The following is a 12,425-nucleotide window of genomic DNA, read 5'->3' as shown; positions in this document are numbered from 1 at the left end:
GGGCCGCAAAGCGGCCCCGGCAATCACACGGCATTGCGCGGTAGCAACAGCCCCAAAGGCAACCGTACCCGCGCCTCGATCCCGCCACCAGAGCGATTGCGCAACTCCACATTCCCACCATGCTGCGCCGCGATCCGCTTGACGATCGCCAGCCCCAGCCCGGTGCCCTTGCCCCCCCGGGCCCGGTCACCACGAATGAACGGGTTGAAGATGGTCTCCAGCTCCGACTCGTCGATCCCCGTCCCGCGGTCCAGCACGCTCAGCACCACATACGGCGCACTCTCGTCGCCCGACACATAGGCGGCCACCTCGACCCCTTTGCCGGCGTGGTGCAGGGCGTTGCCGATCAGGTTGCCCAGCATGCGCTTGAGCGAAACCCGGCGCAGCGGGAACGGTGGGATCGGCTCCAGGCACAACCGCACCCGTTCTTCCGGCTGGTTGTACGGCGCCACCACTTCGCGCACCAGGTCGGCCAGGTCGACCTCCTCAACCGGCTCGTCACGCCCATCGCGGATAAAGGCCAGGAACTGGTCGAGGATCGCGTCCATGTCCTCGATATCGCGGACCATGTCGTCACTCAGTTCGCTGTCGCTGTCCAGCAACGACAACGACAGGCGCAGGCGCGTCAGCGGTGTACGCAGGTCGTGGGAAACCCCGGCCAGCATCAGCTCGCGCTCGCGCCCGGCCTGCTCGACATCCTCGGCCATCTGGTTGAAGGCCTTGTACACCTCGGTCATCTCGCTGGGCGTATCGCTGATCGGCAGGCGCACGCTGCGCCCCTGGCCCAGCTGCCGGGCGGCGAACACCAGGCGCTTGAGCGGCTGGTTCAGCTGGCGCACGAAGATCCAGGCCGAAGCTGTGGACAACAGGCCGATGGCCAGGAACCAACCCAGCACGTTCCAGATCTTCTGCCCACGCAGCGGGTGCGGGTACAGCGGTACCTTCAACCAGCCCGGCCCCAGGCTTGGCGCATTGACCCACAACGCCGGCGGCGCATGAATGCGCAGCCGTACCTCGGTGTCTTCACCCAACTCGGCCTGCATCTGCCGTTGGTAGATTTCGCTGTAGGGCCAGTGCTGCTCACCCTCGGGCACGCCCGAGCCGGTGACCCGGATAAGGCCTGCCGCTTCGGCGATCTTGTCGCGGTTTTCTTCGTCGGCCGCCCAATAAGCGCGCAGGGTCAGCGCAACACCGTGGCTGTACTGACGGTCGACCAGCACGTCCTCGTTCATCAACAGGTAGACCAGGGTCAACGCCTTGGAGAACAGGACGACGATCAACACCAGCCACAGGGTGCGGGCGAAGAAACTTTGCGGAAACCAGAGCGGTGTTTTCATCGACGGCGCGGCATCATTTACCGGCGTTTCCGTCCGGCACGAACACGTAGCCCACGCCCCACACGGTCTGGATATAACGCGGCTTGGACGGGTCCGGCTCGATCATGCGGCGCAGACGCGAAATCTGCACGTCGATGGAGCGTTCCAGCGCATCCCATTCGCGGCCACGCGCCAGGTTCATCAGCTTGTCGCGGGTCAGCGGCTCGCGTGCGTGCATCACCAGCGCCTTGAGCACGGCGAACTCGCCGGTGGTGAGCATGTGCACTTCGTCGCCACGCTTGAGTTCGCGAGTGGCCAGCGACAGCTCGTAGTCGCCGAAGGTGACCGACTCGTCTTCGCTACCAGGCGCACCCGGCACGCTCGGTGCCTGGCGGCGCAGCACGGCCTTGACCCGGGCCATCAGCTCGTCCGGGTTGAACGGCTTGCCCAGGTAGTCGTCTGCGCCCAGCTCCAAGCCCTTGATACGGCTGAGCTCGTCACCCTTGGCGGTGAGCATGATGATCGGGATCTGGTTGTTCTGCTGGCGCAGGCGCTTGCACGCCGACAGGCCATCCTCGCCGGGCAGCATCAGGTCGAGCACCACCAGGTTGAACACCTCACGCTGCAGCAGGCGGTCCATCTGCTCGGTGTTGGGCACCGCACGGGCACGGTAGCCCTTGCTGGTGAAGAAACGTTCCAGCAGGCTGCTCAGCCCCGGGTCGTCGTCGACGATGAGAATCTTGTCACCTTCAGCGGTGTTTGGCGTGCCGGTCATGAATAACTCCTCTGATATCGCCGCGCATTATGGCGTAGCCATTGCTGCACGTTGCGTGAGCATTGTTAGCAGATTTTTCCCCCGGCGCCAGTTCCGGCTGGCCGGGCGCCATCACCGCAAGCCGTTTGCGATGGGTATAATGCGCGGCTTTCATCCAGCGCCGCCGGGCGACAGGCCCACAGGCGACCCCCGTATTCACAAATGTCAGGTGGTTTACATGGACAGCATCAACAGCCGTATCGCCGAGGAACTGGGCGTACGCCCCCAGCAGGTCGAGGCGGCCGTGGGCCTGTTGGACGAAGGCTCGACCGTGCCCTTCATCGCCCGCTACCGCAAGGAAGTGACCGGTAGCCTGGACGACACCCAGCTGCGCCATCTGGAAGAGCGCCTGCGCTACCTGCGCGAACTCGACGAGCGCCGTGCCAGCATCCTGGCCAGCATCGAGGAGCAGGGCAAGCTGACCCCGGAACTGGCCCGCGAGATCAAGCTGGCCGATACCAAGACCCGCCTCGAAGACCTGTACCTGCCGTACAAGCAGAAGCGCCGCACCAAGGGCCAGATCGCCCTGGAAGCCGGCCTCGGCGAGCTGGCCGACTGCCTGTTCAACAACCCAGACCTCGCCCCGGAAAGCGAAGCCGCACGCTTCGTCAACGCCGACAAGGGCGTGGCCGACGTCAAGGCCGCGCTGGAAGGCGCCAAGTACATCCTCATGGAGCGCTTCGCCGAAGACGCCGCCCTGCTCGACAAGCTGCGCAGCTTCCTCAAGCAGGAGTCGGTGCTCAGCGCCCGCGTCGTGCCTGGCAAGGAAGAGGAAGGCGCCAAGTTCCGCGACTACTTCGCCCATGACGAACTGCTGCGCAACGCCCCGTCGCACCGCGCCCTGGCAATTTTCCGCGGGCGTAACGAAGGCGTGCTGAGCGCCTCGCTGAAAGTCGGCGAAGAACTGCCCGGCACCCTGCACCCGTGCGAACTGATGATCGGCAACCACGTCGGCATCGAGAACCGCAACCGCCCGGCCGACAAGTGGCTGGGCGAAGTGGTGCGCTGGACCTGGAAGGTCAAGCTGTACACCCACCTGGAAACCGACCTGTTCGGCGAGCTGCGCGACAACGCCGAAGGCGAGGCGATCAATGTGTTCGCCCACAACCTGCACGACCTGCTGCTGGCCGCCCCGGCCGGCCCGCGCGCCACCCTGGGCTTCGACCCGGGCCTGCGTACCGGCTGCAAGATCGCTGTGGTCGATGCCACAGGCAAGTTGCTGGACCACACCACGGTCTACCCGCACGCGCCGAAGAACGATTGGGACCGCACCATTTCGATCATGGCTGCGCTGTGCGCCAAGCACTCGGTGGAGCTGATCGCCATCGGTAACGGCACCGCCAGCCGCGAAAGCGACAAGCTGGTGGCGGAGCTGGTCAAGAAGTACCCAGCGCTGAAGATCACCAAGATCATGGTTTCCGAGGCCGGCGCTTCGGTGTATTCCGCATCGGAACTGGCCGCCCGCGAATTCCCGGACCTGGACGTGTCGATCCGTGGCGCCGTGTCGATTGCCCGCCGCCTGCAGGACCCGCTGGCCGAGCTGGTGAAGATCGACCCGAAATCCATCGGTGTCGGCCAGTACCAGCATGACGTGTCTCAACTGAAACTGGCGCGCGGCCTGGACGCCGTGGTCGAGGACTGCGTGAACGCCGTGGGCGTGGACGTCAACACCGCCTCGGTGGCCCTGCTGACGCGCATCTCCGGCCTTAACGCTACCCTGGCGCAGAACATCGTCGCCCACCGCGATGCCAACGGCCCGTTCGCCACTCGCGCGGCACTGAAAAAGGTCAGCCGCCTGGGTGAGAAAACCTTTGAACAAGCCGCCGGCTTCCTGCGTGTGATGAACGGCGACAACCCGCTGGATGCCTCTGCGGTGCACCCCGAGGCCTACCCGCTGGTGCAACGGATTGCCGCCGATACCGGCCGTGACATCCGCTCGCTGATCGGTGACAGCAGCTTCCTCAAGCGTCTGGACCCGAAGAAATTTACCGATGAAACCTTCGGCCTGCCGACCGTCACCGACATCCTGCAAGAACTGGACAAGCCTGGCCGCGACCCACGCCCCGAATTCAAGACCGCCACCTTCCAGGACGGCGTCGAAGACCTCAAGGACCTGGAACCGGGCATGATCCTCGAAGGCGTGGTGACCAACGTCACCAACTTCGGCGCCTTCGTCGACATCGGCGTGCACCAGGACGGCCTGGTGCACATTTCGGCGCTGTCGGAGAAGTTCATCAAGGACCCGCGTGAAGCGGTCAAGGCCGGCGACGTGGTCAAGGTCAAGGTCATGGAAGTGGACATCCCGCGCAAGCGTGTCGGCCTGTCCATGCGCATGAGCGACACCCCTGGCGAGAAGGTCGATGGCAACCGCGGCGGTAACCGTGGCAATGGCGGCAACCGCCAGCAGCAGGCGCCGCGCCAGCGCGAAACCGCCACCGCTGCACCGGCCAACAACGCCATGGCAGCCCTGTTCGCCAACGCCAAGCAGCTGAAGAAGAAGTGATGGACGTTCCACGCGAATACGTCGAAAGCGCCTTCAGCCAGCTCCTCGGCTGCCGCCTGCAACGCCTGGAAACAGGTGTTGCCGAGGTAGCCCTGGCGCTCGAGCCACACTTGCGCAACCGTGGCCAGAAGCTGCACGGCGGGGCGATCTTCAGCCTGGTGGACATCGCCATGGGCCTGGCCTGCTCGGCCAGCCATGGCTTCGACCAGCAAAGCGTCACCATCGAGTGCAAGATCAACTACATGCGCGCCGTCAGTGACGGCGAGGTGCTGTGCACCGCCCGCGTGCTGCACGCCGGGCGGCGTACCCTGGTGGTCGACGCCGACGTAGTTCAGGGCGACAAGCTGGTGGCGAAAGCGCAAGGAACCTTCGCGGTTCTCTAGCTCACCAAGCATTATCTGCGGTATTTTCAGCAGTGCGCTGGCACTGCTGGATCCGCGTTAACCAGGCGACAACGCCAGTTCCTTTCTTCCTACCCTTGTAGACCGTTATCTCTACCCCCATATTGGGGCGACTGACGCGTGAAGGAATACATCTTGAGCGACCTCCTCAACCGCCGCCTGAGCCTGCTCGGCGCCAATCTTCCCCTGCTCAAGCAGTGCCTGCACGGTATTGAGCGCGAATGTCTGCGCGTGACCGACGAAGGTCGCCTGGCCCAGACCCCGCATCCGCAAGCTCTGGGATCGGCGCTGACCAACGAGCAGATCACCACCGATTATTCCGAGTCGCTGCTGGAGTTCATCACCCCGGCCCTTCCCGACCCGGCCAAGGTGCTGGAAAGCCTCGAAGAGACCCACCGTTTCGTCTACAGCAAGCTGGGCGACGAATACCTGTGGAGCCCGTCGATGCCTTGCACGCTGCCGGCCGAGGAGGACATCCCGATCGCCGAGTACGGCAGCTCGAACATCGGTAAGCTCAAGCATGTCTACCGCAAGGGCCTGGCCCTGCGCTACGGCCGCACCATGCAGTGCATCGCCGGTATCCATTACAACTTCTCGCTGCCCGAAGCGCTGTGGCCGTTGCTGCGCTCCGCAGAAGGCGGCAGAGAAAGCGACCGCGACTACCAGTCGTCGGCCTATATCGCGCTGATCCGTAATTTCCGCCGCTACAGCTGGCTGCTGATTTACTTGTTCGGCGCCTCGCCGGCCCTGGACAAAGGCTTCCTGCGTGGCCGCCCGCACCAGCTCGAAGAGCTGGATGCCGAAACCTTGTATCTGCCCTACGCCACCAGCCTGCGCATGAGCGACCTGGGCTACCAGAGCAACGCCCAGGCCGGCCTCACGCCGTGCTACAACAACCTGGCCAGCTACACCGACAGCCTGCGCAAGGCGGTGGGCACGCCCTACCCTCCTTACGTCGAAGTCGGCACGCACGTGGATGGCGAGTGGGTACAGCTGAACACCAACATCCTGCAGATCGAAAACGAGTACTACTCGAACATTCGCCCCAAGCGCGTCACCTACACCGGCGAGCGGCCGATCCAGGCCCTGACCTCGCGCGGCGTGCAGTACGTGGAAGTGCGTTGCCTGGACATCAACCCGTTCCTGCCGGTGGGCATCGACCTGACCGAGGCGCGCTTCCTCGACGCGTTCCTGCTGTTCTGCGCGCTGGAAGACAGCCCGCAACTGGACAACGGCGAATGCGGCCAGTGCACCAACAACTTCCTGACCGTGGTCAAGGAAGGCCGGCGCCCGGGCCTGGAACTGCGCCGCAATGGCCAGCCGATCGGCCTGAAGACCTGGGCCAGCGAGCTGATCGAGCGTATCCGGCCACTGGCCGATCTGCTCGACCAGGCGCAAGGCGGTGCAGAGCACGGCAATGCCCTGGATGCCCAGCAGGCCAAGGTCGACGACGCCTCGCTGACCCCGTCGGCCCAAGTGCTGGCGCGCATGACCGAGCATAACGAAAGCTTCGTCAAGTTCGCCCTGCGCCAGAGTCGTATTCACGCCGAAACCTTCCGCGAGCAGCCACTGCCGGTCGAACGCCAGCAGGCCTTCGAAACCCTCGCCCGCGACTCGCTGGCCGAGCAGTCGCGCCTGGAACAGCAGGAAGTCGGCGACTTCGACCTGTTCGTCGGCGCCTACCAGGCCAGCATCCTGGCGATCAGCAACTGATGACCCGCACTGCCACCCCGCGCAAGCCGCGCGCCAGCAGCCAGGCCAGGATCGAGGCGATCCTGGCTGCTGCACGCGAGTTACTGGCCGAGCTGGGAGTGGCGAGCCTGTCGATCTACAGCGTGGCCGAGCGCGCACAGATACCACCGTCGTCGGTGTACCACTTCTTCGCCAGCGTGCCGGCGCTGCTGGAGGCGTTGACGGCCGATGTGCACCGGGCCTTCCGGGAAGCGCTGAGCGCGCCGATCGACAGCAGTGCGTTCAACACCTGGCACGAACTGTCACGGCTGATCGAGCAGCGCATGCTGGATATCTATAACGAGGACGCGGCGGCGCGGCAACTGATCCTGGCCCAGCATGGCCTGAGCGAAGTGGTGCAGGCCGACCGGCAGCACGACATGGAACTGGGCGACTTGATGCACAAGTTGTTCGGCCAGCATTTTCATCTGCCGGTGATGCCGGCGGATGTGGACGTGTTTGCCCTGGCCATGGAATTGAGTGACCGGGTGTATGCGCGGTCGGTGCAGCTGCATGAGGCGATCACCCCGCGCATGGCCGAGGAAGGCAAGCGAGTGTTCGAGGCGTATCTGGGGTTGTATCTACCGCCATTTCTGGCGAAGCGTTCCAGCTGAGATCATTGGGGCCGCGCAAAACATGAAACCTGCGCAGTACCTGTGGGAGCGGGCGTGCCCGCGAAGGGCTGCACAGCAGCCCCATGGCCAACACCCATCACAGCTTGGCGATGGACACTTCAGTCGATTTCACGAAGGCAATCACTTCACTGCCCACCTGCAGCTCCAGCTCACGCACAGAGCGGGTGGTGATGACCGAAGTGACGATGCCCGAGGCAGTCTGCACGTCGATTTCCGACAGTACCGGGCCTTCCAGGATTTCCTTCACGGTGCCTTTGAACTGGTTGCGAACGTTGATGGCTTTGATGGTCATGATTTGATTCCTTCTCTATGGCTTCAGTCTGGTAAGTGAGTCAGTGCGCCCAACGCAGTTGCGTGGGCAAAGGGGCTACAGGATCCGGCTCGGGCGCAGCGCCCGGGGCCGACAGAACACGGTTGAGCACTTCGCTTTCCAGCGCGGCCAGGCGGTGCGAACCACGCGCCCGAGGCCGTGCCAGGTCGACAGTGAGGTCGAGCCCGACTTCGCCGTCCTCGATCAGGATCACCCGGTCAGCCACGGCGACTGCCTCGCTGACATCGTGGGTAACCAGCAACACGGTGAAGCCGTGCTGACGCCACAGGCGTTCGATCAGTTGCTGCATCTCGATACGGGTCAATGCATCCAGCGCACCGAGCGGCTCGTCCAGCAGCAGCAGGCGCGGCTGGTGAATCAGCGCCCGGGCCAGGGCCACACGCTGCTTCTGGCCACCCGACAGAGCCGCCGGCCATTCATTGGCGCGATCGGCCAGGCCAACCGACTCCAACGCTTCCAGCGCACGCGGGCGCCAGTCGCCAGACAGGCCCAGGCCAACGTTGTCGATCACCTTCTTCCATGGCAGCAGGCGCGCGTCCTGGAACATCAGGCGGGTTTCTTCGCGGGCCTGCTCCAGCGGCGCCGCACCGGCCAGCAACTGGCCTGCAGTGGGCTGGTCGAGACCGGCCAGCAGGCGCAGCAAGGTGCTCTTGCCGCAGCCACTACGGCCGACGATGGCGACGAACTGGCCGGCAGGAATATGCAGCTCGATCCCCTTCAGCACTTCGCGCTGGCCAAAGGTCTTGCGCAGGCCGCTGGAAGCCAGCGGGATGCCACGCAGCAGGCGTGGCGGCTGTTCCTTGAGTACGGTCATGCGCCCTCCTTCTTCGCCACTTGATAGGCCGGGTGCCAGCGCAGCCACACACGCTCCAGGCCCCGGGCTGCGAGGTCGGCAAGCTTGCCGAGCACGGCATACAGGACGATGGCCAGCACTACCACGTCGGTCTGCAGGAACTCACGGGCGTTCATCGCCAGGTAACCGATGCCGGCATTGGCCGAAATGGTTTCGGCAACGATCAGGGTCAGCCACATGAAGCCCAGGGCAAAGCGCACGCCTACCAGGATCGAAGGCAATGCTCCGGGCAGGATCACCTGGCGGAACAGGCTGAAGCCGGACAAGCCATAGCTACGCGCCATTTCCACCAGCGCAAGGTCGACGTTGCGGATGCCGTGATAGGTGTTCAGGTAGATCGGGAACAGCGTGCCCAGCGCCACCAGGAAGATCTTTGCCGACTCGTCGATACCGAACCACAGGATCACCAGCGGGATCAGCGCCAGGTGCGGCACGTTGCGAATCATCTGCACCGAGCTGTCGAACAGGCGTTCGCTCCAGTTCGACAGGCCGGTGATGAAACCCAGCACCAGGCCGATGCTGCCACCGATGACGAAGCCCAGCCCGGCACGCCAGCCACTGATGGCCAGGTGGGTCCAGATCTCGCCGCTGCGCACCAGCTCGACGCCGGCGCTGACCACGGCGCTGGGCGCGGGCAGGATGCGCGTCGACAGCCAGCCGGCGCTGACCGCCAGTTGCCAGGCAGCCAGCAGCAGTACCGGCAGCGCCCATGGCGCCAGGCGCTGGCCAAGGTTGTTGGAAGTTGCACGACTCATGGCCTGGCCCTCAGCTCTGCGCAACGGACTTGGGCAGGATGTCGTTGGCCACCATTTCGCCAAACGGGCTCACATAGCCGCCGGCCTTGGCTTGCTCCGGGCGTTGCACATCCAGGTGCGGGAACAGCAACTCGGCCACCCGGTACGACTCTTCCAGGTGCGGGTAGCCGGAGAAGATGAAGGTATCGATGCCCAGCTCGGCGTATTCCTTGACGCGTGCCGCGACGGTCGGGCCATCCCCCACCAGCGCGGTACCGGCACCGCCACGCACCAGGCCGACCCCGGCCCACAGGTTGGGGCTGACCTCCAATTTGTCACGGTTGCCGTTGTGCAGGGCGGCCATGCGTTGCTGGCCGACCGAGTCGAAGCGCGCCAGCGAGGCCTGTGCACGAGCGATGGTGTCGTCGTCCAGGTGCGAGATGAGCTTGTCGGCAGCGGCCCAGGCTTCTTCGTTGGTTTCCCGCACGATCACGTGCAGGCGGATGCCGAAGCGCACTTCGCGGCCCTGAGCAGCGGCTTTCTCACGCACCTGGGCGATTTTTTCAGCGACCGCACTCGGCGGCTCGCCCCAGGTCAGGTACAGCTCGACCTGCTCGGCGGCCAGGTCCTGTGCGGCTTCGGAGGAACCACCGAAATACAGTGGCGGGCGTGGTTGCTGGATCGGCGGGTAGAGCAGCTTGGCGCCCTTCACCTGGATGTGCTTGCCGTCGTAGTCGACCACCTCGCCTTCCAGCACCTTGCGCCAGATACGGGTGAACTCTACAGAGGCTTCATAACGTTCCTGATGGTTCAGGTGCAGGCCGTCACCGGCCAACTCGTCCGGGTCGCCACCGGTCACCAGGTTGAACAGCGCGCGGCCATTGGACAGGCGATCAAGGGTTGCTGCCTGGCGTGCCGCCACGGTCGGCGAAATGATCCCGGGGCGCAGGGCGACCAGGAACTTCAGCCGCTGGGTCACCGGGATCAGCGATGCCGCGACCAGCCAGGAGTCCTCGCAGGAGCGCCCGGTAGGTATCAGCACGCCACCAAAGCCGAGCCGGTCGGCCGCCTGGGCGATCTGCTGCAGGTAGCCATGGTCGACTGCGCGGGCGCCATCGGAGGTGCCCAGGTACTTGCCGTCACCGTGGGTAGGAAGAAACCAGAAGATGTCAAGGCTCATTGGAGTTGTCTCCTCAAGGGGGGCTCAGCCAGGGCGGCGCCCCGGCGCAGGCGAATCAATCAAGGCGCACTGGCGACCTTGGCCGGGGGAGTCCAGATCACGTCCTTGATGCTCAGCGGCTTGGGAATCAGCTTCAGTGCCTGGAACGTGTCGGCGATCTTCTGTTGCGCGGCCACCACTTCCGGGGTGAGCGGCGCGGCACCGTAGCCTTGGCGCTTGACCGAAGTCAGGGTGATATCGGCGGGCAGGCCGAGCAGCGGCGCGACCTGGTCGGTCACTTCCTGCGGGTTGGCCTGGGACCATTCACCTACGGCACGCACTTCTTCGATCAGGGTGTTGATCACCGCCGGGTGCTGGGTCGCGTAGTTGCGAGTGGCCAGGTAGAACTGATGGTTGTCGACCAGGCCCTTGCCATCGCGCAGGGCATGAGCCTGAAGCTGTTTCTCGGCGGCAGCCTGGTACGGGTCCCAAATCACCCAGGCGTCCACGCTGCCGCGCTCGAAGGCGGCGCGGGCGTCGGCCGGGGGCAGGTACACCGGCTGGATGTCGCTGTATTTCAGGCCGGCGTCTTCCAGGGCGCGAACCAGCAGGTAGTGAACGTTGGAGCCTTTGTTGAGAGCGACTTTCTTGCCCTTGAGGTCTTTGACCGACTGGATCGGCGAGCCATTCGGCACCAGGATCGCCTCGCTGTGCGGTGCTGGCGGCTCGTAGGCGACGTACAGCAGGTCGGCACCGGCGGCCTGGGCGAACACCGGCGGGGTTTCACCGGTGACGCCAAAATCGATGGAGCCGACGTTCAGCCCCTCAAGCAGTTGCGGGCCGCCGGGGAACTCGGTCCATTGCACCTGCACGCCCTGCTCGGCCAGGCGCTTTTCCAGCGTGCCCTTGGCTTTGAGCAGCACCAGGGTGCCGTATTTCTGGTAACCGATACGCAGGCTCTCGGCCTGGGCTTGGGTGATGGCGCCGAAGGACACAGCCGCCGCAAACAGGGCGACCAGACCGCGACGCAAGAAGACTGTGCGCATGGCGCTCTCCTGTGCGAGTGGGTTCGGGTTGCACCTGCTTGCCTCGTTGTCGGGCGAGTAAGGTGGTGAAGCGGGTTGGGCCGGTCAGATGCTCCAGCGAGCGCTGATCAGGCGTTCGTTCAATACGCCGGGCGCCACGGGGCGCGGCCGGCGGGCTAGTGCAACGTGGAAGGTTTCCAGCGCGTCCTGCAGGCGTTCTTCCAGCGCCGCTACCAGCTGCGCGGGCCTGGAGCCTTCTGCGTAGGCGACCTGGCTGTCGTCGGCGAAGATCCCTTGCAGGGTCTCTTGCGCCTTGAGTGCCGACAGCACGGGTTTCAGTGCGTAATCCACCGCCAGCATGTGGGCGATGCTGCCGCCGGTGGCGATAGGCAACACGATCTTGTGTGCCAGGGCGCGTTCGGGCAGCAGGTCGAGCAAGGTTTTCAGGGCTCCGGCGAACGAGGCCTTGTACACCGGCGTGGCGACGATCAGGCCATCGGCCTGGGCGACCAGCTGCTGGAAGTGCTGCACCTGCGGGCTGTCGAAACGGGCGTGCAGCAGGTCTTCGGCGGGAAAGTCGCGCACCTGGAACGTCACTACCTCGACGCCACGGTCCTGCAGCCACTGGCGAGAACGCTCCAACAGCACGCCGGAGCGTGAACGGGTACTGGGGCTACCACCGATTGAGACGACCAGCATTGCAGCGCTTCCTTGTGTTCTGTTGGAGGTGACATTAACAGCCCCCGCATATATCTAGAAATCATATTTTTTCATTTATTTATTCCATTTTTGTTTTTATCTTCAAGGGCCTATTCGCGGGCACGCCCGCTCCCACAGGTTTTGTAGCAAAGCCAAGTCCTGCAATGTTCCTGTGGGAGCGGGCATGTTCTGGTCAAGTATTTCCGGACACCGGTTACGGTGAT

The 12,425-nt window shown here is 64.5% G+C and carries 12 protein-coding genes; 4 read left to right on the top strand and 8 right to left on the bottom strand.

Annotation, left to right across the window (positions count from 1 at the left end; genetic code table 11):
* Positions 1-23: 23 nt before the first annotated feature.
* Positions 24-1,337 carry an ATP-binding protein gene (locus MJ643_RS03430; protein ID WP_013970454.1) on the bottom strand — a complete coding sequence of 438 codons (1,314 nt, stop codon included), beginning with the start codon at positions 1,335-1,337 and terminating at the stop codon, positions 24-26.
* Between the two features lie 13 nt (positions 1,338-1,350).
* Positions 1,351-2,091 carry a two-component system response regulator OmpR gene (ompR, locus tag MJ643_RS03425; protein WP_012270052.1) on the bottom strand — a complete coding sequence of 247 codons (741 nt, stop codon included), beginning with the start codon at positions 2,089-2,091 and terminating at the stop codon, positions 1,351-1,353.
* Positions 2,092-2,308: 217 nt separating this feature from the next.
* Between ompR and MJ643_RS03420 the strand changes: the two genes are divergently transcribed.
* The 4 genes from MJ643_RS03420 to MJ643_RS03405 all read left to right on the top strand — a co-directional run bounded on the left by MJ643_RS03420 (position 2,309) and on the right by MJ643_RS03405 (position 7,379).
* The gene (locus MJ643_RS03420; RefSeq protein ID WP_013970453.1) at positions 2,309-4,633 is read left to right on the top strand and encodes a Tex family protein; all 2,325 of its coding nucleotides are present in this window, start codon (positions 2,309-2,311) and stop codon (positions 4,631-4,633) included.
* On the top strand, positions 4,633-5,016 hold the full coding sequence (locus tag MJ643_RS03415; protein WP_003257433.1) for a PaaI family thioesterase: 384 nt from the start codon (positions 4,633-4,635) through the stop codon (positions 5,014-5,016). The genes MJ643_RS03420 and MJ643_RS03415 overlap by 1 nt, the downstream gene beginning before the upstream one ends.
* A 153-nt stretch (positions 5,017-5,169) precedes the next feature.
* On the top strand, positions 5,170-6,747 hold the full coding sequence (gshA, locus tag MJ643_RS03410) for a glutamate--cysteine ligase (RefSeq protein WP_024087993.1): 1,578 nt from the start codon (positions 5,170-5,172) through the stop codon (positions 6,745-6,747).
* Complete coding sequence (locus MJ643_RS03405) at positions 6,747-7,379, top strand: TetR/AcrR family transcriptional regulator (RefSeq protein WP_013970451.1); 633 nt, start codon at positions 6,747-6,749, stop codon at positions 7,377-7,379. Before gshA ends, MJ643_RS03405 begins: the two co-directional genes overlap by 1 nt.
* Positions 7,380-7,476: 97 nt before the next feature.
* On the opposite strand, the gene MJ643_RS03400 is transcribed toward MJ643_RS03405, so the two are convergent.
* The 6 genes from MJ643_RS03400 to ssuE form a co-directional block, all read right to left on the bottom strand.
* Positions 7,477-7,692 (bottom strand): molybdopterin-binding protein, encoded by a 216-nt coding sequence (locus MJ643_RS03400; protein ID WP_003255829.1) that lies wholly within the window; start codon positions 7,690-7,692, stop codon positions 7,477-7,479.
* A 40-nt stretch (positions 7,693-7,732) separates the two neighbouring features.
* Entirely contained in the window at positions 7,733-8,545 is an 813-nt protein-coding gene (ssuB, locus tag MJ643_RS03395; protein WP_013970450.1) for an aliphatic sulfonates ABC transporter ATP-binding protein, read from the bottom strand.
* The gene (gene ssuC, locus MJ643_RS03390; protein WP_013970449.1) at positions 8,542-9,339 is read right to left on the bottom strand and encodes an aliphatic sulfonate ABC transporter permease SsuC; all 798 of its coding nucleotides are present in this window, start codon (positions 9,337-9,339) and stop codon (positions 8,542-8,544) included. Before ssuC ends, ssuB begins: the two co-directional genes overlap by 4 nt.
* 10 nt (positions 9,340-9,349) lie before the next feature.
* The gene (ssuD, locus tag MJ643_RS03385) at positions 9,350-10,498 is read right to left on the bottom strand and encodes an FMNH2-dependent alkanesulfonate monooxygenase (protein WP_013970448.1); all 1,149 of its coding nucleotides are present in this window, start codon (positions 10,496-10,498) and stop codon (positions 9,350-9,352) included.
* A gap of 59 nt (positions 10,499-10,557) precedes the next feature.
* Complete coding sequence (locus tag MJ643_RS03380; protein WP_023660886.1) at positions 10,558-11,523, bottom strand: sulfonate ABC transporter substrate-binding protein; 966 nt, start codon at positions 11,521-11,523, stop codon at positions 10,558-10,560.
* A gap of 84 nt (positions 11,524-11,607) precedes the next feature.
* The gene (gene ssuE / locus MJ643_RS03375) at positions 11,608-12,201 is read right to left on the bottom strand and encodes an NADPH-dependent FMN reductase (RefSeq protein ID WP_024087992.1); all 594 of its coding nucleotides are present in this window, start codon (positions 12,199-12,201) and stop codon (positions 11,608-11,610) included.
* Positions 12,202-12,425 lie beyond the last annotated feature (224 nt).

It is taken from the genome of Pseudomonas sp. PNPG3, from assembly GCF_023093815.1.
Taxonomy (GTDB): domain Bacteria; phylum Pseudomonadota; class Gammaproteobacteria; order Pseudomonadales; family Pseudomonadaceae; genus Aquipseudomonas; species Aquipseudomonas asiatica.
Note: the sequence above shows the minus strand (reverse complement) of the source record. Positions and strands in the feature narration are given on the sequence as shown.

Bases quoted from the DNA above. Each gene is read 5' to 3' on its own strand.
- MJ643_RS03405 (WP_013970451.1), top strand. From the start codon at position 6,747: ATGACCCGCACTGCCACCCCGCGCAAGCCGCGCGCCAGCAGCCAGGCC.
- ssuC (WP_013970449.1), bottom strand. From the start codon at position 9,339: ATGAGTCGTGCAACTTCCAACAACCTTGGCCAGCGCCTGGCGCCATGG.
- MJ643_RS03420 (WP_013970453.1), top strand. From the start codon at position 2,309: ATGGACAGCATCAACAGCCGTATCGCCGAGGAACTGGGCGTACGCCCC.
- MJ643_RS03400 (WP_003255829.1), bottom strand. From the start codon at position 7,692: ATGACCATCAAAGCCATCAACGTTCGCAACCAGTTCAAAGGCACCGTG.
- ssuE (WP_024087992.1), bottom strand. From the start codon at position 12,201: ATGCTGGTCGTCTCAATCGGTGGTAGCCCCAGTACCCGTTCACGCTCC.
- MJ643_RS03380 (WP_023660886.1), bottom strand. From the start codon at position 11,523: ATGCGCACAGTCTTCTTGCGTCGCGGTCTGGTCGCCCTGTTTGCGGCG.
- MJ643_RS03415 (WP_003257433.1), top strand. From the start codon at position 4,633: ATGGACGTTCCACGCGAATACGTCGAAAGCGCCTTCAGCCAGCTCCTC.
- ompR (WP_012270052.1), bottom strand. From the start codon at position 2,091: ATGACCGGCACGCCAAACACCGCTGAAGGTGACAAGATTCTCATCGTC.
- ssuB (WP_013970450.1), bottom strand. From the start codon at position 8,545: ATGACCGTACTCAAGGAACAGCCGCCACGCCTGCTGCGTGGCATCCCG.
- MJ643_RS03430 (WP_013970454.1), bottom strand. From the start codon at position 1,337: ATGAAAACACCGCTCTGGTTTCCGCAAAGTTTCTTCGCCCGCACCCTG.
- ssuD (WP_013970448.1), bottom strand. From the start codon at position 10,498: ATGAGCCTTGACATCTTCTGGTTTCTTCCTACCCACGGTGACGGCAAG.